This window comes from Agrobacterium tumefaciens (genome assembly GCF_005221325.1).
GTDB lineage: Bacteria > Pseudomonadota > Alphaproteobacteria > Rhizobiales > Rhizobiaceae > Agrobacterium.
This window is the reverse complement of sequence record NZ_CP039889.1, coordinates 1,472,913-1,497,661: the sequence shown is the minus strand read 5'-3', so window position 1 is coordinate 1,497,661 and position 24,749 is coordinate 1,472,913. Positions and strand designations below refer to the sequence as shown.

33 protein-coding genes are annotated in these 24,749 nt (G+C 58.6%); 27 read left to right on the top strand and 6 right to left on the bottom strand.

The window, feature by feature from the left end; all coding sequences use genetic code 11:
• Positions 1-2 precede the first annotated feature (2 nt).
• From CFBP5499_RS21840 to CFBP5499_RS21830, 3 genes are read right to left on the bottom strand one after another with little or no spacing between them, the layout of a single operon-like run.
• Positions 3-704: an ABC transporter ATP-binding protein gene (locus tag CFBP5499_RS21840; protein ID WP_080828314.1), complete on the bottom strand. Its 702-nt coding sequence runs from the start codon at positions 702-704 to the stop codon at positions 3-5.
• A gap of 1 nt (position 705) precedes the next feature.
• Positions 706-1,491: an ABC transporter ATP-binding protein gene (locus tag CFBP5499_RS21835; protein WP_080828315.1), complete on the bottom strand. Its 786-nt coding sequence runs from the start codon at positions 1,489-1,491 to the stop codon at positions 706-708.
• 29 nt (positions 1,492-1,520) lie between these two features.
• Entirely contained in the window at positions 1,521-2,729 is a 1,209-nt protein-coding gene (locus tag CFBP5499_RS21830; protein ID WP_080828316.1) for an ABC transporter substrate-binding protein, read from the bottom strand.
• 212 nt (positions 2,730-2,941) lie between these two features.
• On the opposite strand from CFBP5499_RS21830, the gene CFBP5499_RS21825 reads away from it, so the two are divergent.
• Together CFBP5499_RS21825 and CFBP5499_RS21820 are read left to right on the top strand one after the other, a co-directional pair.
• A complete protein-coding gene (locus tag CFBP5499_RS21825; protein WP_080828318.1) occupies positions 2,942-3,859 on the top strand; it encodes a LysR family transcriptional regulator in 918 nt (305 codons plus the stop codon).
• Positions 3,860-3,994: 135 nt separating this feature from the next.
• Positions 3,995-5,017 carry an LLM class flavin-dependent oxidoreductase gene (locus CFBP5499_RS21820; protein ID WP_080828319.1) on the top strand — a complete coding sequence of 341 codons (1,023 nt, stop codon included), beginning with the start codon at positions 3,995-3,997 and terminating at the stop codon, positions 5,015-5,017.
• 371 nt (positions 5,018-5,388) lie between these two features.
• Here CFBP5499_RS21820 and CFBP5499_RS21815 read toward each other — a convergent pair whose 3' ends face one another.
• Both CFBP5499_RS21815 and CFBP5499_RS21810 read right to left on the bottom strand, forming a co-directional pair.
• Positions 5,389-5,574, bottom strand: a complete 186-nt coding sequence (locus CFBP5499_RS21815; RefSeq protein ID WP_130932538.1) for a hypothetical protein — start codon at positions 5,572-5,574, stop codon at positions 5,389-5,391.
• An 81-nt stretch (positions 5,575-5,655) separates the two neighbouring features.
• Positions 5,656-6,465: an XRE family transcriptional regulator gene (locus CFBP5499_RS21810; RefSeq protein ID WP_233284555.1), complete on the bottom strand. Its 810-nt coding sequence runs from the start codon at positions 6,463-6,465 to the stop codon at positions 5,656-5,658.
• A gap of 127 nt (positions 6,466-6,592) precedes the next feature.
• On the opposite strand from CFBP5499_RS21810, the gene CFBP5499_RS21805 reads away from it, so the two are divergent.
• The 15 genes from CFBP5499_RS21805 to CFBP5499_RS21735 all read left to right on the top strand — a co-directional run bounded on the left by CFBP5499_RS21805 (position 6,593) and on the right by CFBP5499_RS21735 (position 15,308).
• Positions 6,593-6,895, top strand: a complete 303-nt coding sequence (locus tag CFBP5499_RS21805; protein WP_035241028.1) for a helix-turn-helix domain-containing protein — start codon at positions 6,593-6,595, stop codon at positions 6,893-6,895.
• On the top strand, positions 6,892-7,593 hold the full coding sequence (locus CFBP5499_RS21800; protein WP_080828323.1) for a hypothetical protein: 702 nt from the start codon (positions 6,892-6,894) through the stop codon (positions 7,591-7,593). The genes CFBP5499_RS21805 and CFBP5499_RS21800 overlap by 4 nt, the downstream gene beginning before the upstream one ends.
• A gap of 120 nt (positions 7,594-7,713) precedes the next feature.
• A complete protein-coding gene (locus CFBP5499_RS21795) occupies positions 7,714-8,694 on the top strand; it encodes a ParB/RepB/Spo0J family partition protein (RefSeq protein ID WP_080828325.1) in 981 nt (326 codons plus the stop codon).
• The gene (locus tag CFBP5499_RS21790; protein ID WP_233284551.1) at positions 8,694-9,158 is read left to right on the top strand and encodes a hypothetical protein; all 465 of its coding nucleotides are present in this window, start codon (positions 8,694-8,696) and stop codon (positions 9,156-9,158) included. The genes CFBP5499_RS21795 and CFBP5499_RS21790 overlap by 1 nt, the downstream gene beginning before the upstream one ends.
• Positions 9,155-11,431 carry a Mu transposase C-terminal domain-containing protein gene (locus tag CFBP5499_RS21785; RefSeq protein WP_080828327.1) on the top strand — a complete coding sequence of 759 codons (2,277 nt, stop codon included), beginning with the start codon at positions 9,155-9,157 and terminating at the stop codon, positions 11,429-11,431. The genes CFBP5499_RS21790 and CFBP5499_RS21785 overlap by 4 nt, the downstream gene beginning before the upstream one ends.
• A gap of 27 nt (positions 11,432-11,458) precedes the next feature.
• Complete coding sequence (locus CFBP5499_RS21780; protein WP_080828329.1) at positions 11,459-12,226, top strand: AAA family ATPase; 768 nt, start codon at positions 11,459-11,461, stop codon at positions 12,224-12,226.
• Positions 12,223-12,789, top strand: coding sequence for a hypothetical protein (locus tag CFBP5499_RS21775; RefSeq protein WP_080828331.1), 567 nt, complete (start codon positions 12,223-12,225; stop codon positions 12,787-12,789). Before CFBP5499_RS21780 ends, CFBP5499_RS21775 begins: the two co-directional genes overlap by 4 nt.
• Positions 12,771-13,160, top strand: coding sequence for a MarR family transcriptional regulator (locus CFBP5499_RS21770; RefSeq protein ID WP_233284550.1), 390 nt, complete (start codon positions 12,771-12,773; stop codon positions 13,158-13,160). Before CFBP5499_RS21775 ends, CFBP5499_RS21770 begins: the two co-directional genes overlap by 19 nt.
• A complete protein-coding gene (locus tag CFBP5499_RS21765) occupies positions 13,150-13,356 on the top strand; it encodes a hypothetical protein (RefSeq protein WP_080828336.1) in 207 nt (68 codons plus the stop codon). Before CFBP5499_RS21770 ends, CFBP5499_RS21765 begins: the two co-directional genes overlap by 11 nt.
• 13 nt (positions 13,357-13,369) lie before the next feature.
• A complete protein-coding gene (locus CFBP5499_RS21760; protein WP_080828338.1) occupies positions 13,370-13,645 on the top strand; it encodes a hypothetical protein in 276 nt (91 codons plus the stop codon).
• A gap of 17 nt (positions 13,646-13,662) precedes the next feature.
• Positions 13,663-14,190: a host-nuclease inhibitor Gam family protein gene (locus tag CFBP5499_RS21755; protein ID WP_080828341.1), complete on the top strand. Its 528-nt coding sequence runs from the start codon at positions 13,663-13,665 to the stop codon at positions 14,188-14,190.
• Between the two features lie 9 nt (positions 14,191-14,199).
• The gene (locus CFBP5499_RS21750; RefSeq protein WP_080828343.1) at positions 14,200-14,403 is read left to right on the top strand and encodes a hypothetical protein; all 204 of its coding nucleotides are present in this window, start codon (positions 14,200-14,202) and stop codon (positions 14,401-14,403) included.
• Positions 14,400-14,600 carry a hypothetical protein gene (locus CFBP5499_RS21745; RefSeq protein ID WP_080828345.1) on the top strand — a complete coding sequence of 67 codons (201 nt, stop codon included), beginning with the start codon at positions 14,400-14,402 and terminating at the stop codon, positions 14,598-14,600. Before CFBP5499_RS21750 ends, CFBP5499_RS21745 begins: the two co-directional genes overlap by 4 nt.
• Positions 14,590-14,865, top strand: coding sequence for a hypothetical protein (locus tag CFBP5499_RS21740; protein WP_233284549.1), 276 nt, complete (start codon positions 14,590-14,592; stop codon positions 14,863-14,865). Before CFBP5499_RS21745 ends, CFBP5499_RS21740 begins: the two co-directional genes overlap by 11 nt.
• Positions 14,862-15,308, top strand: a complete 447-nt coding sequence (locus CFBP5499_RS21735; RefSeq protein ID WP_080828347.1) for a regulatory protein GemA — start codon at positions 14,862-14,864, stop codon at positions 15,306-15,308. Before CFBP5499_RS21740 ends, CFBP5499_RS21735 begins: the two co-directional genes overlap by 4 nt.
• A gap of 2 nt (positions 15,309-15,310) precedes the next feature.
• Here the strand turns inward: CFBP5499_RS21735 and CFBP5499_RS21730 are convergent, their stop codons facing one another.
• Positions 15,311-15,628, bottom strand: a complete 318-nt coding sequence (locus tag CFBP5499_RS21730; protein WP_080828348.1) for a hypothetical protein — start codon at positions 15,626-15,628, stop codon at positions 15,311-15,313.
• Positions 15,629-15,729: 101 nt separating this feature from the next.
• Between CFBP5499_RS21730 and CFBP5499_RS21725 the strand changes: the two genes are divergently transcribed.
• From CFBP5499_RS21725 to CFBP5499_RS21680, 10 genes are all read left to right on the top strand, one after another.
• Positions 15,730-16,107: a helix-turn-helix domain-containing protein gene (locus CFBP5499_RS21725; protein WP_003492010.1), complete on the top strand. Its 378-nt coding sequence runs from the start codon at positions 15,730-15,732 to the stop codon at positions 16,105-16,107.
• A 79-nt stretch (positions 16,108-16,186) separates the two neighbouring features.
• Positions 16,187-17,041 carry a glycoside hydrolase family 19 protein gene (locus CFBP5499_RS21720; protein WP_080828351.1) on the top strand — a complete coding sequence of 285 codons (855 nt, stop codon included), beginning with the start codon at positions 16,187-16,189 and terminating at the stop codon, positions 17,039-17,041.
• The gene (locus CFBP5499_RS21715) at positions 17,041-17,448 is read left to right on the top strand and encodes a hypothetical protein (RefSeq protein WP_080828353.1); all 408 of its coding nucleotides are present in this window, start codon (positions 17,041-17,043) and stop codon (positions 17,446-17,448) included. Before CFBP5499_RS21720 ends, CFBP5499_RS21715 begins: the two co-directional genes overlap by 1 nt.
• Positions 17,445-17,693: a hypothetical protein gene (locus tag CFBP5499_RS21710; RefSeq protein WP_080828356.1), complete on the top strand. Its 249-nt coding sequence runs from the start codon at positions 17,445-17,447 to the stop codon at positions 17,691-17,693. Before CFBP5499_RS21715 ends, CFBP5499_RS21710 begins: the two co-directional genes overlap by 4 nt.
• Positions 17,686-18,189 carry a DUF1804 family protein gene (locus tag CFBP5499_RS21705; protein WP_233284548.1) on the top strand — a complete coding sequence of 168 codons (504 nt, stop codon included), beginning with the start codon at positions 17,686-17,688 and terminating at the stop codon, positions 18,187-18,189. The genes CFBP5499_RS21710 and CFBP5499_RS21705 overlap by 8 nt, the downstream gene beginning before the upstream one ends.
• Positions 18,186-19,841, top strand: coding sequence for a phage terminase large subunit (gene terL / locus CFBP5499_RS21700; RefSeq protein WP_080828360.1), 1,656 nt, complete (start codon positions 18,186-18,188; stop codon positions 19,839-19,841). The genes CFBP5499_RS21705 and terL overlap by 4 nt, the downstream gene beginning before the upstream one ends.
• Entirely contained in the window at positions 19,838-21,256 is a 1,419-nt protein-coding gene (locus CFBP5499_RS21695) for a phage portal protein family protein (RefSeq protein WP_080828361.1), read from the top strand. The genes terL and CFBP5499_RS21695 overlap by 4 nt, the downstream gene beginning before the upstream one ends.
• A 44-nt stretch (positions 21,257-21,300) precedes the next feature.
• Positions 21,301-22,788: a PBECR2 nuclease fold domain-containing protein gene (locus tag CFBP5499_RS21690; RefSeq protein WP_233284547.1), complete on the top strand. Its 1,488-nt coding sequence runs from the start codon at positions 21,301-21,303 to the stop codon at positions 22,786-22,788.
• Between the two features lie 103 nt (positions 22,789-22,891).
• On the top strand, positions 22,892-23,356 hold the full coding sequence (locus CFBP5499_RS21685) for a phage virion morphogenesis protein (protein WP_080828363.1): 465 nt from the start codon (positions 22,892-22,894) through the stop codon (positions 23,354-23,356).
• A gap of 275 nt (positions 23,357-23,631) precedes the next feature.
• Positions 23,632-24,747: a hypothetical protein gene (locus CFBP5499_RS21680; protein ID WP_233284546.1), complete on the top strand. Its 1,116-nt coding sequence runs from the start codon at positions 23,632-23,634 to the stop codon at positions 24,745-24,747.
• The last annotated feature ends 2 nt before the right edge of the window (positions 24,748-24,749 follow it).

Sequence of the window (24,749 nt, the reverse complement as noted above, 5' to 3'; positions counted from 1 at the left end):
CGTTAAACCCCCAGCACTTTATTAAGTTCGCCCATGCGGCCGGAAAGCTCGCCCACCGGGAAATTGCTGACCATCTGGCCGTGATCCATCAGGTAGAAGCGGTCGGCGATGCGGCTGGCGAAACGGAAATTCTGCTCGACCAGAACCACGGTCATGCCGCGGCTCTTCAGCTTTTGCAGCACCTCGCCAATGCGCTGCACGATAACGGGTGCAAGCCCCTCGGTCGGTTCGTCAAGCAACAGCACCTTCACCCCGGTGCGCAGGATGCGCGCCATGGCCAGCATCTGCTGCTCGCCGCCGGAAAGCTTGGTGCCGGGGCTGGTGCGGCGCTCATGGAGATTGGGGAACAATTCATAGATTTCATCGAGCGTCATGCCGCCGGAGGCGACCACGGGCGGCAGCTTCAGGTTTTCCTCGACACTCAGCGTCGCGAATATGCCGCGCTCTTCCGGTACGAAACCAATGCCGTATTTCGCCGTGCGATGCAGCGGCACCGGCATCATATCCTTGCCACCGAGTTTGATCACGCCTTTGCGGTTGCGGATGATGCCCATGATGGTGCGCAACGTCGTGGTTTTGCCGACACCGTTGCGCCCGAGAATGGTGATGGTTTCGCCTTCGCCGACGGTCAGGTCGACGCCGTGCAGGGCCTGGCTTTCGCCATACCAGGATTTCAGGTTGGAGACTTCGAGCATTGCCGCCATATCAAGCCTCCTCCGTGCCCATATAGGCCGTGCGCACGCGCGGATCAGCGGAAACGGCGGCGTAATCGCCCTCCGCCAGAATTTCACCGCGCTGCAGAACCGTGACGTGGTGGCAGATATCGGCCACGACTTTCAGATTATGTTCGACCATCAGCACCGCGCGTGTCTTTGCCACCTCGCGGATGAGTTCGGCGACATGGGAGACGTCTTCCCCACCCATGCCGGCCATCGGCTCATCCAGCAGCAGAACCTTCGGATCGAGCGCCAGCGTGGTGGCGATTTCCAGAACACGCTTGCGGCCGTAAGACAGATCGGCCGCAAGCGCATGTTTTTCCCTGACCAGACCGACCATGGCGATCAGCTCCTCGGCGCGGGCATTCAGCCTGTCGAGAGAGGAGAGCGGCAACCAGAACTGCGTTGCAAGGCCATTCGGACGCTGCAACGCAACCCGTACGTTTTCCAGAACCGTCAGATGCGGAAACACCGCCGATATCTGGAAAGACCTGACGAGGCCGAGACGCACCACCTTGTCCGGTGGCGTCCTTGTTATATCCGTTCCCATGAAGGTGATCGCTCCGCCCGTCGGCTGGAGAAACTTGGTCAACAGATTAAAGACCGTAGTCTTGCCGGCGCCGTTTGGGCCGATCAGCGCATGAACGCGGGCATGGTGGACGTCGAGATCGACGTTTTTCACGGCCGCGAATGCGCCGAAGGTTTTGCTGAGACCACGCGCCGAAAGAACGACGCGGGGTTCAGCCTGCCCGGCGGGGGCGGGAGCGATCGTCATGAAACTTTCCCCTTTATTGCGTCAGTCTTTTATTGCGTCACCAGCGGGCAACCGCTTTTTGCGGGGTCCATGAAGGCTTCCTTGCCGGGGATGGTGGCAAGCACCTTGTAATAATCCCACGGCTGCTTGCTCTCATCCGGCTTCTTCACTTCCATGAGGTACATGTCGTGAATCATCCGACCATTGGCGGCTACATGGCCATCCTTGGCAAAGACGTCGTTGACGGGCATTTCCTTCATGGCCTTGGCGACGGCGTCTGCATCGTCGGTGCCGGCCTTTTCGATGGCTTTCAGATAATGCAGCACGGCGGAATAGGTGCCGGTATGCACCATGTTCGGCATGGCGCCGGTGCGTTCCTTGAAACGCTCACCGAATTTGCGGGATTCATCGTCACGGTCCCAGTAAAAACCTTCCGTCAGCGTCAGGCCCTGCGCTGCCTCAAGACCGAGACCGTGCACTTCGGCAAGCGTGAAGAGAAGCGCCGCAAGCCGCTGGCCGCCGGCGACGATGCCGAATTCGGCCGCCTGCTTGATGGCGTTGGAGGTGTCGAGGCCGGCATTGGCAAGACCGATGACCTTCGCGCCTGATGACTGCGCCTGCAACAGGAACGAGGAATAATCCGTCGTCGCCAGCGGATGCCGCACGGACCCCAACACCTTGCCACCATTGGCCTTGACGAAATTCGCGGTGTTTTCTTCCAGCGAATAACCGAAAGCATAGTCGGCAGTCAGGAAGAACCAGCTGTCGCCGCCCTGCTTGACGAGCGCGCCGCCGGTGCCGACTGCCAGCGAATAGGTATCATAGGCCCAATGGAAACCATAGGGGCTGCACTGTTTGCCGGTGAGCTCGGTGGTTGCCGCGCCGGTATTGACGGTGATCTTCTTCTTATCCTTCGAGAGCGCCTGCACGGCAAGGCCCACCGACGACGAGGTCAGTTCCATGATCGAATCGACCTGCTCGGTGTCGTACCATTGGCGGGCAATGTTGGACGCCACATCCGCCTTGTTCTGATGGTCGGCCGTCACCACCTCGACCGGCGCACCCAGCACCTTGCCGCCGAAATCCTCAACCGCCATCTTCGCGGCTTCATAAGAGTATTTGCCGCCGAAGTTGGCGTAGACGCCCGATTGGTCGTTCAGGATACCGATCTTGACCTTGCCGTCCGAAATCTCGGCGGCATAAGCGGCGGTGCCGGCGGCCAGTGCCATGGCCGTGGATAAAACGATACTCTTGCGCATGACTTCTCCTCCCAGAGATGATTGCGAGCCTCAGATTGTCTGTGCAACGGTGAACGAAACCGTTGCACCCGAATGGCCGCACCGCCCTCCTCAAAGCGATGCATCCTGAGCCTAGACTTCTCGAATTCGGCCGTTGACACAAGAGCCGGGCATCATCAAATTGCGAACAGGAACTGTTCATTTTTGAACAGAACTCTTGATGGGAGACAAATATGGCCACCCCTTTCACCTGGGACGACCTGCAATATTTCCTGGCCGTGGCCCGCACCGGACAGCTCTCATCGGCGGCCCGCAGCCTGCGCACCAGCCACGCCACCGTCTCCCGCCATATCGACCGGCTGGAATTCTCGCTTAAAACCAAGCTGTTCGAGAGAAACCCGCGCGGTTACGAGCTGACGACAGTGGGACGGCGGCTGGTGGATACCGTCGAGCGCATCGAGGCGGAGGCGGAACGGCTGCAATCGGATATTTCCGAAAGCGGCAGCCTGCTGCGCGGCGTGGTGCGCCTCAGCGCTCCGGAAGGTTTTTCCAATTTTTTCTTCGTGGAAAGGCTGAAAGACTTCGCCATCACCCATCCGCACATCATGTTGGAAATGGTGACGATCCAGCAGATCATGGCATTGTCGCGGAAAGAGGCCGATGTGGCCGTAACGCTCGATCCGCCGAAAGCCGGCCCCTATATCAACGAACAGATCATCGATTACACGCTGCATATCTATGCCTCGCGCTCCTATCTTGCTGGCCACCCGAAAATTACCCGGCGTGAGGATCTGCCGAATCATTTCTTCATCGGTTACGTGCAGGACCTGATCTTCTCGCCCGGCCTAGATTACATGCGCGACGTGTGGCCCGGCCTGCGCCCCAACTTCCAGTCCTCGAGCATTTTCGCGCAGCTGACCGCCACGCTGAGCGGCCGTGGCCTCTGCATCCTGCCGAACTTCATCGCCGCGCGCTTTCCGGATTTGCAGATGGTGCTACCAGGCGATGTCGAGCTGCGGCGCGGTTATTGGCTGACCAGCCATCAAGATTTTGCCAACGTGCCCCGCGTGCGCTCGCTGATGGATTTCATTCTCACCACCGCGCGTGCGCATGAAAATCTCTTCATCCTCGATCGCAAGTCGATCGCCTGACACGGCCATCGTTCACATTTCGGCGACACCGTGTCTACGGGTGGCGGATTGGAGGATGCGCATGGCTGCCTATATGACTGACAACACGAAGCCGGTTTGTAAAAACCGGCATCCTCCGACATCTGGAAGGTCATCATGAAAAAGATCGGATTTTTATCCTTCGGCCACTGGACGCCCTCGCCCCAGTCGCAGACCCGCTCCGCGGCCGACACCCTGCTGCAATCGATCGACCTCGCCGTGGCTGCGGAAGAACTGGGGGCCGATGGCGCCTATTTCCGCGTGCACCATTTCGCCCGCCAGCTGGCCTCGCCCTTCCCGCTTCTGGCCGCCGTCGGCGCCCGCACGAAGAAGATCGAGATCGGCACCGGCGTCATCGACATGCGTTATGAAAACCCGTTCTACATGGTGGAGGATGCCGGCTCGGCAGACCTCATCGCCGGCGGGCGCCTGCAACTCGGCATCAGCCGCGGTTCGCCGGAGCAGGTGATCGATGGCTGGCGTTATTTCGGATATCGCCCGGCCGAGGGTCAGAGCGAAGAAGACATGGCGCGCCAGCACACCGAGGTCTTCCTCGAACTTCTGAAGGGCGAAGGTTTCGCTGAGCCGAACCCACGGCCGATGTTCCCGAACCCACCCGGCCTTTTGCGTCTGGAACCCCATTCCGAGGGGCTGCGCGAGCGCATCTGGTGGGGCTCTAGCTCCAATTCAACGGCGGTATGGGCGGCAAAGCTTGGCATGAACCTGCAAAGCTCCACCCTGAAGACGGACGAAACGGGTGAGCCTTTCCATGTCCAGCAGGCGCAGCAGATCCGCACCTTCCGGGAAGCCTGGAAAGAAGCCGGTCATACGCGTGAACCACGCGTTTCGGTCAGCCGCAGCATCTTCGCGCTCGTTAATGATCGCGACCGGTCCTATTTCGGTTACGGCAATGAAGGCGACGACAAGATCGGCTATATCGACGACAAGACGCGCGCAATCTTCGGGCGCAGCTATGCCGCCGAGCCTGAAAAGCTGATCGAACAGCTGAAGGCCGATGAGGCCATCGCCGAGGCCGATACGCTGCTCCTGACCGTGCCGAACCAGTTGGGCGTCGATTACAATGCCCATGTGATCGAGACGATCCTGAAGCAGGTGGCGCCGGCTCTCGGCTGGCGATAAGTCCGGCACGCCCGCGAAAAAACTCGCCCCGTCATTCCGGCCTTGAGCCGGAATCCAGCCGACGTGCGTCTGCACGGTGAAAAAATTCTTTCAGCCCAAGGACTTGGGCTGGCTGGATACCGGCTCAGGGCCGGCATGACGGAGGGAAGGTTTCGCCCTATCTGTAGGGGGGTAATACCTTCTGGACACTAGCTATCCAGCCATAGGAACTCACAAAGGCTTGTGAAATAAGGGGAAATCGCTCGTATACGCTAACGCGGGGGCTGGACAGGATTGCAAATGGCTGTCCAAAGGCGGGCCGAAATCGCGCATTTCAAACCATTTATCGCGCATTCTGCTGGCAAAGATTGCTCATTGATATGCGCGTCCACTCATCGGGCAAAAAACCTTGCTGCATAAGGCGTTTCGTCGTCTGAGAGGGCAAGCGAGAAATAGAGAACAGCTACTTCACGCGCTTCCATCGCCGAAAATTTCCGGTGGACGAAAGCTGTTAAGTCGGCAGTTTGCGCCGACTTAGACGGCGGATTGCCGACTTGAATTAAGATGCTGTTTTTCAATAGATTTCCGACAGGCGGCATTTTTATGCGCAGAAATATAAGTCGGCAGCCAAGAACTGCGTTCCTGCGTTAGAAACTAAATCACGACTGATGACCGATAAAGATTACTCGTCCCACAACCGTCAGGTCTTCGACCCGATCAGCACGGAAAGTCTCGACAGGATAATTTCCGTCAACGTTGTCTGACGTCAGTTCAAGGGTGCCATCCATGCGCCATTTTGCACGCTTCACCAAGACAGCGTTTCCCACCGCAAAGACGTAAATTCGCCCATGATCCACAACGCGCTGACTTGAATCGACAATTAACAGCGCATTGTCATTAATCGTCGGCAACATGCTGTCGCCAGTTGCCCACATCATAAAGCAAAAATCGGGTGCGCCGCCCATTTTCCTCAGAAACGCTCTTTCGAAGGCTGTTTCTGAGACTGGCATTTCGTTGATCGGAATAAGGCCGCGACCAGCCGACGCCCTTACATCATATTGAGGCAGATTAACAAAATCGGCCTTCTTCAGCTCAAATGGCAGACGCTCTGTCCGGTTTTCTTCGGTGTAGCGAGCGGCTTCAACAAGAAAACTTCCCGATCCGGATGTGGGGTCAATGACGCGGCTGCTTAGCTCGCGAATTACATCTTTTGGCGAGAACATCTCCCCCTCACCAGTGATGAGCCAGTCGAGATTAACAGAGTATCTCTGTTTGTAGGTTGAAAGGAATGCAATGTCTGGTTCCGAATCGCCGCGCTCATACCCTCCCAGAGTTTCAGCATTTATACTGATCTCTTCGGCAAAAGCCTTCCTATGCGGGAAGCCTATAGCTTCTCGCACCTTGGTAAGTCTCTGACCTAAAGGCGTTTTTGCAATTGCTGTGCGCGCCATAGCAAAACAGAAAAACACTGTTTTCAAAACAGAGAATCTCTGCTAATACTCCTAACTGCGAAGCGCTTACGCGGTTCGCACTTGTACCAAAGAAGTCCCAAAAAAACGGGCGCTGCAACGCCCGTTTTCTCAGCGGAGAAAACCTATGAGCAAATCAAAGCCGGTGATGGACTGGCAAGCCATAAAGGCCGAAGTCCACCGTAGAGGCATGACGCTAACCGAACTCGCAATTCGTTCTGGATTGCATAGCTCCCTGCTACGAAAACTGAACACCATCACGCACTACGAAGGTCAGGCAACTCTTGCTTCGTTCATAGAACAGAAGCCCGAACACCTCTGGCCGAATCGTTACCCAAAGAAAAGCTCCGGCATCTTGGATACAGCAAAGTACCCTCCGTTAGAAAGTCAAAAATCTAACGCGGCGGCTGACACGCGGGTGGCAGCATGAGCAACATGTTGTCCAACTCCGTTCGCTCTGCTGACAGTGAAGTCATTCCTTTTTTCCATGACTTGCCTAAACCCGCCATCTCGTCTGCCGCCCGTCTATGGGATGAAGCGCAGTCTGCCAGCTACAACGGCCAGACTGCTTATCAGGATTTCGCTCAGGATTTGCGTTTCCTCCATATCGAGCCGCCGCCGCGCGCCATTGTGAAGCGCTGGATTGCCGGTGTTCAGGCAAACCTCATTCCTCGCCCAGGTGGCGAGGGGCCAAACGCCGCTATTTCCGTTCCGGTTGCGTCCACCGCCCAGCAGGAAAAGCGATGGGAATCGCAGAACGACCGCCGTCACCGTCGCGCCACCGCGCAGGAAAAGCTTGCAGCCGCGCTGCCTGAATTTCAGCCGTCATCGGTGAAGGCGAAAGCGGAGTTTGCGGTCCATGCGGTCGATGCCATGGTGGCAGTGCCGGAGAGTGCGGGGCCAGTTCGCCCATCGATTGTCCCTGAAATCGATCCCGAGACGCGTGGGATCAGCGTGCTTGCGATGATTACGGAAATCCCTGCGTCCAGCGACTTCGACACACTCGCTGCGCAGCTGTACGCCGCAACCCTTGCCGAAATCAGACGTGACGCTGAGGCCAAGGCCGCGAAGCTTGTGGCCAGCCGCCTGCGTGAGATCGCGGACAGATACGACGCTTCCGCCGCCTGATCCTTCTCTTTCATCGCGCCGATCCGGTTCTTGCGTCCGGCGCGATCCTGCGGAGCCGCCGTGCCGTCCCCCGCTGGCGGCTCCGCTCAGACAACATCACCTATATTTCAGGTCTCATAGATGCCCAAACCGCAAAACGTCGCCAAGATTGATGTTCGCACGAAAGAGGTGCGTGACATTCCCCTCTCCGAGATCGACATTCCCGAAAACCGCGCCCGCTCGTTCGATCCTGACGAAGCCAAGGCGCTTGCCTTCGTCATTGCCAGTTCTGGCCTTCAGCATCCCATCCGTGTCCGCGCCGTGGGCAACCGTTTTCGTCTGGTTGCGGGGCGCAAACGCCTCGAAGCAATCCGCCTTCTCGAATGGGAGGCAATCCCTTCTACCGTTTCGAATGCGGAAACCGACGACGATGCACGGCTTGAGGAGGTGATGGAGAACCTTGGCCGGTACGATCTTAACAAACTCGACCGCTGCCAGCACCTTTACGAATTGAAGCAGGTCTATGAACGCCTGCATCCGGAAAGCAAAAATGGTGGCGACCGCAAGTCGGAAATCAGAACGCAAAATTTGCGTTCTGATGCGGAAAACCCGGAAATCTTCGGTTTTGCCGCCACGATGGCTGAGAAAATCGGCATGTCCCGCCGCTCCATTGAGCTTGCCGTTGAAATCTGGACTGGCCTGACCCCGGAAAGCCGCCAGCGCTTGGCTGGAACACGTTTGGCAAATCACCAGTCTGGCCTGAAAGAGCTTTCCGAGCAATCACCGGCTGCTCAGGCTGGTGTTCTGGACCTGCTTCTTTCTGACACCCCTGCCGCGTCTACGGTCAGCGAGGCGGTGACGATTTTCCGCAAGGGAACAGCGATGACACCAGCGGAAAAGAAGCTGGAGACCGTCAAGCGCACCCTGAATTCCCTTCCTGCACCCGTCGCTGACGCGGCGGTGTCTGCGCAAGTCGATGCCCGCATCGCGGAGATGAAGAAGAACATCGCGATCCTGAGCAAGTTCTTTGCTGACCTGAAGGACGACGATCTGGATAGCGTCATCGACCAGAATGAAGACCGCGTCATCGCTTCGCTCAAGCGCCGGGGACGCATCCAATAATGGCCCGCCGCCGCGATCCCCTCACCAAAGACCTGTTCAGCTGGGAGCCTCCCAAGGTGGCTGTCGGCTACAGCGATGACGTGGCCGGTCGCGGGCGGCTGGAAAATAAAATTGCACGGTTGATTGCCCATGCCCTTCGTGATGCCCGCGAGGACGGCTTCAGCCGCGATGAAATCGCCCAGCAGATCAGCAAATTTCTCGACCGGAAGGTATCGGTGGAAATGCTCAACAAGTGGACCTCCGAAGGCTCGGAGGGCCACCGCATCCCGCTCGATGCCTTCATCGCACTCGTTCACGCCACCGGCGCGAAAGACCTGCTCGGCTTTGTGCCGGGGCAGTTCGGGCTGACCGTGATCGAGAACGAGTATGCCGACCTGATTGAGCAGCGCCTTCTGGAAGAACATCGCGAGGAAATCGACGCCCGTATTCGGGCGCTCGATACCCGCAGGAGAGCAAAACGATGACAGCCAATGTTTGGTTTACCGCAGGGGAACTGGCGAAGATCGCCAAGGAACGCGGCTTGAAAAGCAGCACTTTTCCCAACTCGGAACGAGGCGTTAGAGATCGCGCCAAAGAAGAAGGCTGGAACGACCTTCCGGAAAATCTGTGCCGCGACCGCGCCGCCGTTGGTGGCGGTCGGGAATATCACCTGAATGTATTGCCGGATATCATGCATACGGTCATCACCGGTCGCGAAATCAGGGCGCACCAGCTTGCCGCTCAGGAGAAAGAGCGCGAGACCGCCCGCAAAAAGGTTGCGGCGCTGCCGGTCACGTCGCTGCGGTTTCGCCAGCGTCAGGCCATGGAGGCACGCGGCGAAATCCTGCTCGCCATCGACCGCTATATCGCCATGAAGGGCGGTTGGGGCCGCCGCAAGGCCATACTGGACTTTGTCCAGGCACAGGAAGAACATGCCGAGCGTAACATCGCCAAGGAGAAGGTCGAAGCCGGTGAGGCTCTGACGGGACGGGAGCGCGTCCTGCTGGAACGCGTCTCGCTTCTTGCCGATCCGGATGGTTTTGGCCTGCTGGAAGATACCCTGCGCCTTGCCAATGACCGGTCGGGCGACAAGTTTCGGATTTCCCGCGCCACCCTCTATGAGTGGTTCAGCGCCCGCGATGCTGGCGGCATCACCGCCCTTGCACCTGCACTAACGAAGACAGAAGAACCTATCTCGGCAGAGTTTTCCGCCTTCCTCAAATTCTACTGCAAACCGTCCAAGCTGGCGGCAACGGAAGCGTTGGAAGACTATAAGGCTGAAAACCCCGGCAGCAAGCTTACCATTGAGCATGTGCGCTATACGCTGAAGCACAAGCTGAACGACATTGAAAAGAATGTCGGTCGCGAGGGACTTCTAACGCTTCGGTCGCGCATGGCCTATATCCAACGCTCGACGGAAAACCTGTTCCCGACCACGATCTATACGGCAGACGGGAAGACGTTCGACGCCGAAGTCGAAAACCCGTTTTCGAAGAAGCCCTTCAAGCCGGAAATTACCTCCATCCTTGACGTGGCGACCCGGAGGTGTGTCGGCTTCTCCATTGCGCTCAAGGAAAACGTCATCTCGGTGACGGAGGCCCTACGCAACTCCTGCTGCGACCACGGCATTCCGGCCATCTTCTATACCGACCGTGGCCCGGGCTACAAAAACAAGACATTCGACGGCGATGTAAACGGCCTGATGGGCCGCCTGTCCATCACCAAGATGCATGCGCTGCCGTACAATTCGCAGGCCAAGGGCATTATCGAACGTTTCAACGGCACGGTCTGGAACCCGCTGGCCCGCAAGCTGCCCACCTATCTCGGCGCGGAAATGGACAAGGAAGCCGCCAAGATCGCCCACAAGGCGACCCGCAGCGACCTGAAGGAATTCGGCTCATCCCGCCTTCTGCCGTCATGGGACGATTTCCGCGCGATGTGCGAGGAAGCCATCGCCAAGTACAATAACCGCCCGCATGACGGTCTGCCGCGCTTCCGCGATGAACGCACCGGAAAGTACCGGCACTATTCCCCCAACGAGTTTTGGGCGCTGCATGTCGCTGACGGTTTCGAGCCGGTCCCGGTTGATGACGATCTGCGTGACGATCTGTTCCGCCCCTACGAAATCCGTGTCGCTCGTCGCGGTCTCGTGGAATGGAACACCAACCAGTATTACCACGCGGCGCTGGAGCGTTACCACGGCGAAGAGGTCATGGTCGGCTATGATTTCGCGCAGGCCCGCTATGTATGGGTGCGCGAGATCGACCGCGAGGAAGGCCAGCCGGGGCCACTGATCTGCGTTGCCGATTTCACCGGAAACAAGGCCGATTATGTGCCGCGCACCTTCCAGCAGGCGGCGGAGGAAGCCCGCCACAAGGGTCGCGTCAAGCGCAACGAGGCGAAGCGCCGCGACATCGATGCCGAATACATCGCCCCGTATCTGCTGGAAGAGACCCCGATCCAGCCGATGCCCTTCATCGACATTACCCCCGAACCGGTTCCCGCCGGTCCCGTTCTGGTGATCGACAATTCGGAAACCCCTTCAGCGGCGTCCGGAGCCGCAGAGACCAACCGCAGGCTGACCTTCGCGACCGATGAGGCGCTTGCGGCATGGGCGTTAGAAAATTCGGAAAAACTGACAGCCAATCAGGTGGGTGTTTTGCGTCGATGCCTCCAGAGGCAAACCACCATTGAGCTGTTTCGACTGTCAGGCATCGACGTGGACGCCCTTCGAAACGTCATCCGCGCCGCTGCCTGACGCCAACACACACGAGGAAAAATACGCATGAAAAATACATTTGTCGAGACCAGCAACGTGAAGCGCTTTCTTTCGGCGCTGTCGGCTCTGGAAGATCGTGGCGCGCAGGAGGCTTGCCTTGCCGTGGTCGATGGCGAACCCGGCTTGGGTAAAACCACGACGCTCAAGAATTGGGTGGCGCAAAGCGGCTGGGTCTATCTGCGCGCCAAAAAGGAATGGAAATCCGCGTGGATGATGAACGAGCTGCTGGAAGCGCTGCCCGTCAAGCCGCCCTACAGCATCGAGAAAAAATACGAAACTATCCTCCGCGAGCTTGGCAGCAGACATTCTGCCGCCCTGATGTCCAAGCGCACCTTCGGCCTCGTCATTGACGAGGCGGACCATATTTCGACCAAGGAAGCCTTGCTCGAAACGGTGCGGGACATTTCCGACATGCTGGAAATGCCCGTCATCCTCGTGGGTATGGGCAAGATCAACGACAATATCTCCCGCTTCCCGCAGATTTCCAGCCGCATCAGCCAGCGCGTCAAATTCCAGAAGGCCAGCCGTGAGGATATTCGGCTGCTGATCGACCGCAAATGCGAAGTGAAGGTGGCGGATTGCCTCATTGATTTCGTGCTGAAGGTTTCGCAGGGCTTTAACCGTGAAGTTCTGGAAGCCATCGCCAACATCGAGAAATTCGGCCTGCGCGCCGATCCCGACCCGGCAGGCGTGACCGTGGCCGATATGGCCGGGCTGAAGGTTCTCAGCGACCGGCGCACTAGCAAGCCCATCCATGTCCCGGAGTTTGCATGATGCAACGGGATAGTTCGACTCTTCATTTTGACCGCATTTTTGAGGCGCTCGACGGCACCGTATGCCTGACGCTGGACGCGCTTGAGGAAAAATCGGGCCTGACGCGGACACAGCTTGCCCGCGTCACGGCAAAGATGGTCACTGCCGCTTTGATCGAGCGCCGCAAGATGGGTTGCTACCAGCTTACCGCCGTAGGGCAAAAGGCGAAACGCACCGGCAATATTCCGACGCCGGTGCAGCCTATCCGCCCCGCAGCACCTCCTTCCGACAGTTTTCGTCAGCGGCTCTGGTCCGTCATGCGAATGTCAGGGACTTTCATGGCGGCCGAACTGGTTATGGCGGCGAACTGGCCCTTGAAGCAGCCGGAAGTGGAGGCAGGGAAATACCTGCTCGCTTTGAAACGGGCTGGCTATCTCATCGAATTGCCGCGCGGTCCAAGAGGCCAGATGCGCTACCGGCTTAGTCGCAATTCGGGACTGCTGGCGCCTGTCGTCAGCAGTGTTGACGGCAGCGTCTACGATCCCAATACCAGAGAGGCCGTGCCATGCGCCAAGCAAGCCTGATGCCTCTTGTCGATCCCGCATGGCTGGACGTTCTGCGCGCTGAAGCTGCCAAGCCTTATCGCACGAAAAAGCAGATCGGTGACGAATTGGGCGTGTCGCGCACCGCGATCTCGCTGCTTTGCTCCGGCACATACAGCGCGGGCATGAACAAGGTGCAGGCGAAGATCGCGCACAAGGTCATGGCACTCTACGGGCAGCAGGTTTGGTGCCCGCATGTTCGTGACGCCATCGCCCCCGGCACTTGCGAAAGCCACCGCACCGCACCGATGGCGAAAAGCGACCCCGTCAAGCTGAAGCAGTGGCTGGCGTGCCAGTCATGCCCGCAAAACCCGAAAAACCAGAAGAAGCCGGAGGCCGCAAATGCTGTCTGACGCCGCCGCGCAACTGCGCGACCGATTGTTGCCGCTCGTCAACGGGCTGGATGCCCCGGAGCTTTTTCTAACGCTGCGCCTCATGGAAATGGAGGCGAAGCACATGGAAATGACCATCGAATACCTGACCGGCCGCCCGCATGTTCCGCTCAACGGTCAGCTTCTTTCTTCCATCGCCCTTGTCTCCGATCATTGAAAGGAACCCAAAGATGCTGAAGCTCTCGGCTCTCCTGTCTCTCCTGCGCATTCATCTGAAGGCCCACGAAACTGGCGGCGTTGCGATGCCGCCGGAAGCGGCCGGAACCGTTGCCAGCCTTCTTTCGTCCTGCGAGGCCCATGCCAAGGACATGGAGGCGGTGCTGCAATCCGTGACGCCTGCGCCAGTCGATCTGCGCCCGCTGCTTTCGGAGAAGGTGGTGTCCCTTTCCGCCTTCGCCAGCGCTCGCAAGGCCACCCCTTCCAACAATCCTACCGAAACCGCCTGATACGAGGTCCATTCCACATGAAATCTGCACTGAAAAAGAAATCCAAGGCCATCTCCCGCGTTCCCCAGACCCGCGAGGGCGCTATCTGGGCAGTCGGCCGCGTCGGCACACTGCGCCGCGAGATCGCCGCCAAAAAGGCGTTGGCGGACGAAGCAATCAGGATGATCGGCGAAAAGTTCGAAGCCGATACTGCCGATTTTGCTGCCGAGCTGGCGGAACACGAGCGCGGTGTGCAGGCATGGTGCGAAGCCAATCGCATGATCCTCACCAATAACGACAAGGTGAAATTCCATGACTTCGGCACGGGCACCGTCCGGTGGCGCTCACTTCCTGCCAGTGTTTCCATCCGTGGCGCTGAAGCCGTCATTGAGGCTCTCAAGTCTCTCGGCCTGAAGGCGTTCATCCGCGAGAAAGAGGAAATCAACAAGGAAGCGATGCTGAACGATCCCGACAAGGCGCGCACCGTCGCGGGCGTCACGATCAAATCGGAGGGCGAGGTGTTCGCAATCGAGCCTCTCGAACTCGAAATTTCAACGGTTCAGTGAGGCGCGACGATGGAGAAAACAATCACGTTTCAAGACGGCGTTGCACGGTGGCTGCTAGAATGCTTTGGCCCCGCGATTGCTGCCGACAAGACCGAACGCGCCGACCGCTTCATTGAGGGTGAAATGCACCCTTGCTCGCGCTGCCAGTTCGATGCTTTCAGGGCTTGGGCGGACAGCCGCCGCCCCAAGCTGGAAACGGCAGGTGCGGCGTGAGCTACGATTACGTCCGCAACTACTACGGCGTGGAAGTCACCGTCAATCAGTTCGTCCGTCACACCGTGACGGGCCGGATCGGCACGATCATGCCGGAGAACGCCAGCGCCGGTCATTACGTCCAGGTACTGTTTCGCGGCGACAAGCACACCATGTCTTGTCACCCACAAGAGTTGGAGGCCGCCGATGACCTCTGATCGCTCCATACCGTCTTCCTTCGCGCAGGGCTTTGCTCTTTGCAGCCCTGACGGAACGCTGCTGCCGCACAGCTTCCGTCCCACGAAAGCAGAAGCGATTGCTTCCGTTTTCACCGAAGTGGAAAACCGCGACGTGCATTGGATCGCTGCCGAACAGCAGGGCATGACAGTCGAATTTGTCTATGCCCGCGTTTTTACGCCGGTGTTCTTCGCGAAATCCGTACTGGCGGCTATGGCTGAAGCGGAAATGGCAGGTGTGGCATGAACACCATCGCAATGATCAACGTCGCCAAATCGCAGTTTGAACTGGACGAAACCGAGTACCGCGCTTTGCTCGTTCGGGTGACGGGAGTTGCATCGCTTCGCGCCATGTCGGAACGTCAGCGCATTTCCGTGGTGGACGAATTCAAACGCCTTGGCTTCAAGGTTCAGCCGGGGAAGTCGGCTAAGGGAAAGCTAGAAAAACATCGCCCGACAGCCAATCGGCCGTGGTCGCGTTACATACATGCGTTATGGAAGTCTTGCGCACGGCTTGGCGTGATAGACGACGCTTCCGTGAATGCGCTCAACAGCTTCTGCAAGCGGTTCGTTTCACCGGAAGAGACCAACGTTGTGGTCGATGTGGATTTTCTTTCGCAGATACAGGCAGAGCCGATTGTGTCTGCGCTGAAATCAATGGAGAAGCGTGGAAAGGCAGGCAAGAGATGATCTCACTTGCAAGCAGCCGTTCCCATCGGCGTACCGCCAGCCTTGTAGGTTGCGGGGTCGTAAATCCAAACGGTCTTCAACGCGCCAGCCGGGGCAGTGTCGGTGATAACCTCGCACAGATATTCGGCAAAACCATCCCTGCTGCTGCCGTCTGCCGCCATTGCCACCCAAAGTACGTTTTGGCTCGGCATACGCCATTTGGCGTCCAGCACGGTCTTTTCCGCCTTGACGGCGGAGAGCGCCTTTTTCTGCCAATCGGCACCAGCATGGGCCGCGAAAGGCGTAGCGAAAGACAAAATGGCGGCAATAAGCGACTTCATGGAAACACCCCCGTTTCTAACGCTCAACGTGTAGCAGCGGCGCTCATCGTTATGCAATCGGTTTTGCGGAATATGGTTTCCGGCAGTCGGGCGGTACTGGTATGACCGACGCTCGCCCGATGCCCGCATCCATTGAGGAAATCGCTGAAACCATTGGCATGCGTCTGGCGTTAAAGATCGTGCAGACGTATGGCGGCATGGAGATCAAGTTTCCGAAAAACCCGCACGATCAGCATGCCGTCATTCTGGCTCTTGGCAAAGAGGATGGGTATGAGGTATGCAAATATATGGGCGGATCGCTTTTGTCGGTCCCGCACTGCCGCCCGCCGCGCAGCATGAAGGCCGATATTCGGCGGCTGGAGGCGGAGGGGCTGTCCCGCGGGGAAATTGCCCGACGCCTTGGCATCACGCAGCGGTGGGTCCGCGAAGTTGCTAACGCTCCGCCAAGCAATCAGTTTGATCTTTTCGAAAACACCTGACCGGAACCGAGTTCCGGTCATTTTCTTTTGGTGACCTTGCCAATGTCCTCGCAACTGCAAACCGCACCCGCGAGGCGACATGTCCACGATCAAAAACCAGACCACCTTCTTTTCCTACATTCGCCGCGCCCCGTTTGGTGGCCGCCTGACGCAAAGCCAGATTGATGGCATCAACGTCATTCTGGAGCAGTGGGAATATTACAAACTGATCGACCGCCGCTGGCTGGCAAACATTCTCGCGCAGATTTTCCACGAAACGGGCGGCAAGATGCAGCCGATCCGCGAGGCGAATGCCTCTTCCGACCCGCAGGCGAAAAGCCGTCTTGAAGCAGCTTGGAAGGCCGGGAAACTCGGCTCCGTCAAAAATCCATACTGGCGCGACGGCTGGTTCGGGCGTGGTTTCATCCAGATCACCCACAAGGTCAACTACGATGCACTTGGCAAGCGGTTGAATGTCAATCTCGTTGGCAATCCCGCATTGGCGATGGACCCCGTTATCAGCGCCCGCATCGCCATCGTCGGCATGGCCGAAGGGTTGTTCACCAATGGTGCCCACCGGCTTTCCGACTATTTCAACGACAAGGTTGACGATGCCGAAAGTGCGCGCCGGATCGTCAACGGCACCGACAAGGCGAAGCTGATCGCCGGCTATCACAAGAATTTTCTCGACGCCATTGAGGCCGCATCGGTTCCGCTTCAGGAAGCCGACGCCAATCACGCACTGGCAACGGCCGATGACGTGAAGCCCTCCGCCAGTGGTTCGGTGAAAACCCTTCTCAGCAGCACTCTGGTGACGGCCGGGGTTTCCGCCCTTGTCGGGGTTAACAATCCTTGGGCCTTCGGCGTTTCGGCGCTGGCCCTGCTGATGGGCGGCGGCGCGCTTTACATGTTCGGTTCGGGCCGCTGGTCCGTCAATCGCATCAAGGGGATTTGATGATAGCTGCCCTGTTGCGATGGCTTTCCGGTGATCTCGCTGGCGCATTGACCCGCGCCTATGAAATGCGGCTGAAGGCGGACAACGACCAGCAACGGCTTATTGCCGATGCTGCGATTTCCGATGTCAACCGTCAGATCGACGCCGCCCGGAACGCCAAGGAAATCCGGTTGGCCTCTTCCGGCTTCTGGGAAATGCGGCTGATCACGGCGATCATCGCCGGGTGCTTTGCGCTGCATCTCCTGCTCGTCACGCTCGACACCTGTTTCAAGCTGGGCTGGGCAATCCCGAAATTTCCCGCGCCCTTTGACGAGTGGCAGGGCGCGATCCTTCTTTCCTTCTTCGGTATTCAGGCTGTCGGCGGCGGTCTGAATGCGATTGCTGCCGCCATTCGAGGACGCCGATGAACGGCTTTGATTTCCCTGCTCATATCGCCACCAAAGTGGAACAGGCGCACACGAGGATCGATGAAGTGGCCGTTCGTGTAACCGCGTTGGAGCGGGATAGCGCCGTCCGTGATGAGCGGATGGACGGCATCCGAACCAGTCTCACCAAAATCGAAACCTCCATCGGCAAGGTCGTATGGCTGGTGGCCGCTGCGATCATCGGCGGCATCATGACATTTATTCTGAAAGGCGGCTTGAGTGGCTAACGATATGGAAACCCGCCGCAAGGCCCGCTCCGATTATGTCTATCGGCGCATGACGCTTGCCACAATCGCCGTGACGCTGAACGTCAGTCAGGCCACTATCGGGCGCTGGAAGGCGGCGGCGAAGGCCGATGGCGACGATTGGGACATGGCCCGCTCCGGCGCTGTTCTTGCCGGGGAAGGTCTCGACGTTGTCGTGTCATCGGTTGTCGAAGATTTCGTCATCATGGCGCAGGCGCTGCTGGACGATGTCAAGAACAACAAAGACCTCAGCATTGACCAGAAGATCAAGCACATGGTGGCGCTGGGCGATGCCATGGTGAAGGTCACGGCCTCTGCCGGAAAGCTGGCCCCGAAAATCTCCGAGTTGGGCGTGGCGCAGTCCGTTGTCCAGCATCTCATTGCCTTCGTTCAGGAGCAGTTCCCGCAGCACATTTCCGTGGTGCAGGAAATCCTTGTTCCGTTCGGTGACAGGATTGCGAGCGCTTTCTCGTCATGATGAAAAAACCGGTCCTGAAGGCGAAGGTCAGCGACAAGGATTTTCGCGACTGGATATCAAGCGAAGCCGACAAGCTTGCCCGTTGGGTGGACCTGTCGGTTTCCGCCTTTGCGGCCGATCCGAAGGCCAAAGCCGAGCGCCTGGCTAAAGTCAGAATTCCCGAAACGGGCTTCCAGTATTTTCTGGAGACCTACCTGCCGCATTATGTGAAGGGCGAACACAGCCTGTTTCACAAGACGATCTTTGGCCGCGTTCCGGAAATCCTCGCCTCCGAAAAGGGCGTTAGAGATTTGTTTATCGCGCCTCGCGGTTCGTCCAAATCCACGCACCTGTCACTCGGTTTTGCGCTTTATTGCATCTGCCTTGGCTACAAGCGCTATATTCTGGAAGTCTGCGATGTCTATGCGCAGGCCGCGTTGCTGATCGAAGCGATCAAGGCCGAACTGACGGAAAACCCGCGCCTTGCTAATGACTTTCCGGAAGTTACCGGTCAGGGGCGTGTCTGGCGTGAAGGCGAGATCGTCACCAAGAACAATATCCGTGTCGAAGGACTTGGCGCGAACCAGAAACTGCGCGGCCGCCGCCATGGCCCGTATCGTCCGGACCTGATGTTTTTTGACGATCTGGAGAATGACGAGGCCGTGCGTTCGCCCGAGCAGCGCAAGAAGCTGGAAACATGGATCAAGCGCGCTGCCCTCAAGGTGGGTCCGCCTGACGGTTCCATGGACGTGGTCTGGGTCGGGACCGTCCTTCATTATGACGCCGTGCTTGTCCGGGCCGCGAAATCGCCGGTCTGGCGTGTTGCCGAGTTTCAGGCAGTCATTCAGTTTCCCGACCGGATGGACCTTTGGGACCAGTTTGAGGAAGTTTACCAGAATGACGGTGAGGACGCCGCCCGCACATTTTATGCCGAGCGCAAGGCGGACATGGACGCCGGTGCCATCGTCAACTGGCCCGCGATCCAGCCGCTTATCTTCCTCATGCTGGAGCGGGCGTCCGACCATGACAGCTTCGCTACCGAGTACCAGAACAAGCCGGTCAACGAGGCCAGCCCCTTCAAGGATTTGACATTCTGGGTGGTGTCGCAGCCTGACCTTATCCATTTCGGGGCCATCGACCCGTCGCTTGGTAAAAAGGGCCATGGCCGCGATCCGAGCGCTATTCTTATCGGCGGCTTCAACCGGCTGCATGGCACGATGGATTTGCTGGAAGCCTCCATTCGCCGCCGTCTGCCCGATATCATCATTTCCGATGTCATCGCCATGCAGCGGCAATATCGCTGCCTGCTGTGGTTCGTGGAAGCCGTCCAGTTTCAGGAATTCCTGCGCACCACGCTGATGGCGACGGCGGCGCGTCAGGGTGTTGGAATTTCCGCCGTGCCGGTGACGCCGATTGCCGACAAGGATTTACGCATCGAGCGGCTTCAGCCGCCCGTCGCGGGAGGATTGATCCGCCTCAACAAAACACAACAGACGCTGATCGACCAGCTTCAGCAATGGCCGAACGCCGATCACGATGACGGCCCGGACTGCCTCGACATGCTCTGGCAGCACACGCTCGAATATGCGGGCGGTGCGACGGCCGGAGCGGGCGGCGGGATTAATACGGCTGCGAACAGCGGTCAGCAGAGACTTGGAGGGTATCGTCTATGAGCCGTCGCAATAAACAGAAATCGGCCTCTTTTGCAGCGGAAGCGGTGACAGCAGCCGAGCGAAAAAACCTGCCTGCGGATGCCCGCTCGCTGATTGCTAACGCGACGAACGATATCACCATCCCGTTTTTCAGCGGCGCGCTCCAGCACGCCGACGATACGCTGATCCAGCGTGGCGGCGGCAAGGGTCTCAAAATCTATGACGAGATCAAGCGCGACACGCATGCCTCCGCCATCCTCACCAAGCGCAACAAGCATCTTGTCGCCCGCGAGTGGGAGTGCATTGCCGCTTCCGACAAGCCGCAGGATGTGGACGCGGCGGACTTCGTGCGGAAGACACTGAAGAAGCTGCCGTTCGACCGCATTTCCGAAGACCTGTCCGGCGGCGCTATCCTGAAGGGTTTTTCCGTTTCGGAAGTGGTCTGGAAGCGCGATGATAACCGGATCGTGCCCGAAAAGATCGTGACCCATGATCAGCGCCGCTTCGCCTTCGGTCAGGACGGGCGGCCGCGCCTGTTGACCTGGACAAACATGAATGAGGGCGAAGAACTACCCGACCGCAAGTTCATCGTGCATCGCCATGGCGTCGTCGGCAACAACCCTTATGGACTTGGTCTCGGTTCGCAGCTTTTCTGGGCAGTGCTGTTCAAGCGTGAGGGTGTCGCCTTCTGGCTGCATTTTCTGGAGAAGTTCGCAGGCCCGACCGTCATTGCCGAAACGCCCTATGGCATGCTTTCGGACGAGCAGAACCAGCTTCTGCAGAAGCTTGCCAGCATCCAGACCAGCGCCGCCATCACCGTGCCGAAAGGCGCGGATGTAAAGTTTCTGGAAGCAGCGCGCTCCGGATCGGTCAGCTACCGGGAATGGATGGAATATTGGGACCGCCAGATTTCTATTTGTATCCTTGGCGAAACCCTCACCACCGATATCGGTTCTCACGGTTCCAAAGCTGCCGCCGAAACCCATGCCGATATTCTCGACCTGTTGGTGGACAGCGATGCCGATCATCTGTCCGATACGTTCCACGAGCAGCTCGTGCAGTGGCTGATCGATTATAACTTCCCCGGTGCTGGCGTTCCTCGCGTCTGGCGCGTGCGCCCGAGCAACGAAAAGTCCAAGGCCGAAACCCGCAAAGCGAAGGCGGAAGCCGCCACGTCCGAAAACGCGGCGCTGGTTGAAATCCTCAAATCGGCCGCCATGATGGACGATGACGACACTGCCCGCGAGTTCATCGTGTCGTTTGAACTGACGCATGCGCTTTCGGAAACGGCCATTGACCGGCTGGTGGAAGCGCGCTTCGCCTTCTCGGAACGTGGCAAGCGTGATGCCGTGTTGCGCAAAGCCGCCGCCGAGAACCCGGCCTTCGCCGCCCTGTTCGGGCCGCTCGACGTAAAAAAAAACTCCGTAGCTCGGTAGGCTTTGCCGCCGATCCCGACCCGGTCAGCGATCTTGCCGACCGGGTGGAGGAACTGACGGGCGGACATCTCACGCGCCGCCTGAACGCCATCCGCTCAGCCATAGACAGTGCCGCCGATCTCCCGGCTGTCGCCCGCGCCGTTCTCCAGCTCGGCGCGAAATGGTCTCCCGACGCGTTAGGAATTCTGCTCGGTGACGCGCTGGAGCTTTCCGCCCTTCAAGGGCGTGAGGCAGTATTTCTTGATGGCGAGGACGAGGCGAGTTTTGCCGACGCCGATGTTTTCAACCAGCCTTTCAAGGAACAGATAGAGTTCTTCAGGCAGAAACGCGGAAAGCCCACCAAGGTGTGGACCGACGCCATGCGCGGCACCCATGACCGTGCTTTCGTCATCGCCGGTGCCAGTGATCTGGCGATGCTCTCCGATTTCCAGACGGCGATTGCCGACATCATGGAAAAGGGCGGCACCCTTCAGGATTTTCGAAACGACTTCGACCGGATAGTCTCGAAATACGGCTGGACCTACAAGGGCGAATACGGCTGGCGCACCCGCGTCATTTTCGAAACAAACATGCGCACCTCTTATATGGCGGGCCGCCTGAAGCAGATGCGTGATCCGGACGTGCTAAAGCTGCGGCCGTTCTGGGAATACCGGCACGGGGAAACCCGCAAGCCGAAAATTCCCCGGCCATCGCATGAGGCATTGCACGGCAGGATTTATCGCCATGATGATCCATGGTGGAAAAAGCACTTTCCCCCGAACGACTGGTATTGCTCCTGCGGCGTCCGCTCGCTCTCGCTGCGCGACCTGAAGCGCCGGGGCAAGGACGGTCCCGACGAAGCGCCCGCCGATCTGATGATGCCGCTGATCGACCCGATCTCCGGGACGCTGATCGAGCAGCCGCAGGGCATCGGTTACGGCTGGGACTATATGCCGGGTGATCTCTGGGAGCGTGGTCTAACGCCGTCCAGCCTGATGGATGAAGGCCACGAGCTGCTCGACAATCCGCGCATGGCCGTCGCGATCGACACGCCGGAGCCGGTGTCCGATCTCGTCAAGGCGGCAAAACCATTCAAGGCGAAACTGCTGAAGGATGGCCAGACGGCGGAAGATTATGTCCGCGCCTTCCTGAAACCCTTCGGAGCCGATATCGAGCGGGCCGTGTTGTTCGAAGATAAATCCGGCACGAAAATCCCGGTTTCCGATCTGCTCTTCAGAAATCGGCATGGTGAGCTGAAGGCGCTGAAACGTAACCGGCATCGCGTCATGTCGATGATGGCGGAGGCGCTGCTTGATCCGGACGAAATCTGGATGGGCGTCGCCCGCAAGGTCGAAAGCGGCGACCTGGTCGTGGACCGGCGCTATATTCGTGTCGATCCGAAAACCGCCATGCAGATCGTCTTCGAGATCGGGGAGAAGACGTGGGAGGCGGTCACCAGCTTCGATTTCACCGACAAGAAGGGTGACGCAGATTTCGTGGCGCTGGAGAAACGGCGTGTCGGCAAGCTGATTTACAAGCGCCCGAAAAAGTAAAAGGCCGGGAGCGATCCGGCCTTTGTGCCAGCGAACTGGCGTGACCATCGCCGGTCTCGCTCACTGACAATGACAATATAGGCCCAGATAGCGGAAAAGTCCAATGGCAGGCATCAGCTACAAAACCACGATCAACGACGCGGATGTGCGCGAGAAGCTGGCGGAGCTGGTTGAGCGCATGGCGAACCGCGAAGGGTTTCACAAGAATGTCGGTGAGCATCTGCTGAATTCGACAGACGAACGCTTCGATAGCGAAACCGCACCGGACGGTTCGCGCTGGAAAACGTTGTCTTTGGTGACGCGAGATCTGCGCATGAGAAAATACGGCAACGCGCCGATCACGATCCTGCGGGCGTCAGGAGCCTTGCGTGGCTCGATCAACATGGTCGCCAGCCAGAACGATGTCCGTATCGGTTCGGCGCTGGTCTACGCCGCCATTCACCAGCTCGGCGGCGAGGCGGGCCGGAATCGGAAAGTCACCATCCCGGCGCGACCCTATCTCGGTCTTTCGTCCGAAGACGAGACAGAGATTTTTGCCATTGCGGAAGACTGGTTGGAGGTCGAATAACACCCTTGAAATTTTCGCCCGCTGGTGCGCATAAGCCTTTCGGGTGTCCGCTCATACCGATTTTGGGTTAGCCCCGCGTTAGAGACGCGTTAGAAACCGGCTGTGAGCCGGTTGCGGCCTTGCTCCCGCATTCGGGATGCGATCCGGGCTTGAAACCAATCCCGACATGACGCATTGTCTCCATACATGCCAAGTCCAACTGACCGGAACCGAGTTCCGGTCATTTTCTTTTTCGGCGTGCCCCATGGTCGCTTCAGATGATTTCTGGAGCCGACATGACCACCGCTTCCGCAACTGCCCGTATCGAAGTTTTCCGCCCCGGCACCTTCAAGTCGATGGAAGGCATTGAGCTGACCTATACCGCCGCCGACCTGAAGGCGATGGCGGACGGTTACGATTATGAGACTGCGCCAGCACCTGTTGTCGTCGGTCATCCTTCGACCGATGCCCCGGCCTTCGCATGGGCCGAAAGCTTCGATTTCGACGCTACGACCAACCGTCTCTATGCGACGGTCAGCGAGATCAACCCGGCCTTTGCCGAAGAGGTCAAAAAGGGCACCTACAAAAAGGTATCGCTTCAGCTTTTTTCGCCGGATCAGGCGGCCAACCCGACCCCCGGTACATGGTACCCGAAACATATCGGTTTTCTCGGCGGCGCGGCTCCGGCCGTCTCCGGCCTGAAGAACGTTGCCTTTTCCTCCTCTGAAGGCAGCGCCACCTTCGCCTCGTCCTTCGGGGAACGCGGTTTCGAGGAGACCGCCAGCATCATGCGGTCGCTGCGTGATTTCATCATCGAGAAATTCGGCATGGAAGATGCCGACAAGGCGCTGCCCGCCTATCGCCTCGAATGGCTCTCGGAAACCGAGATCGAAAAGCAGCCCGTTTCCCACCCGTCATTTTCCGCCCCCGTTGTTCCCCCTTTGAAGGAGCCAGCCCCCGTGACCACCCCCAATCCGTCCTTTGCGGCTCAGGAAGCCGATCTGAAGGCGCGTGAAGAGCGTATCAAGAAGCGCGAAGCCGACGCCGCCCATGCCGAAAACGTGTCCTTTGCGGAAGGTCTCGTCTCTGACGGCAAGCTTCTGCCGGACAGCAAGGGCAAGGTCGTGTCGATCCTTGATGCCTTGCCTGCCGAAACCTCCGTTTCGTTTGCGGCTGGTGAAACGGCTATCCCCGTCGCCAAGGCGCTCCGCGACATTCTGGCGGCCCAGCCGAAGATCGTTTCGTTCGGGGCTTACGACATGCAGGAACCTGGCAAGCCCGATACGGCTTCCTTTGCGTCGGACGGCAAGCCCGTCGATCCTTCCGGCATGGAACTGCATGCCAAGGCGGCCGCCTACCAGAAAAACCATCCCGGTACCGACTGGCTCTCCGCCGTCGCCGCCGTGTCGTAACC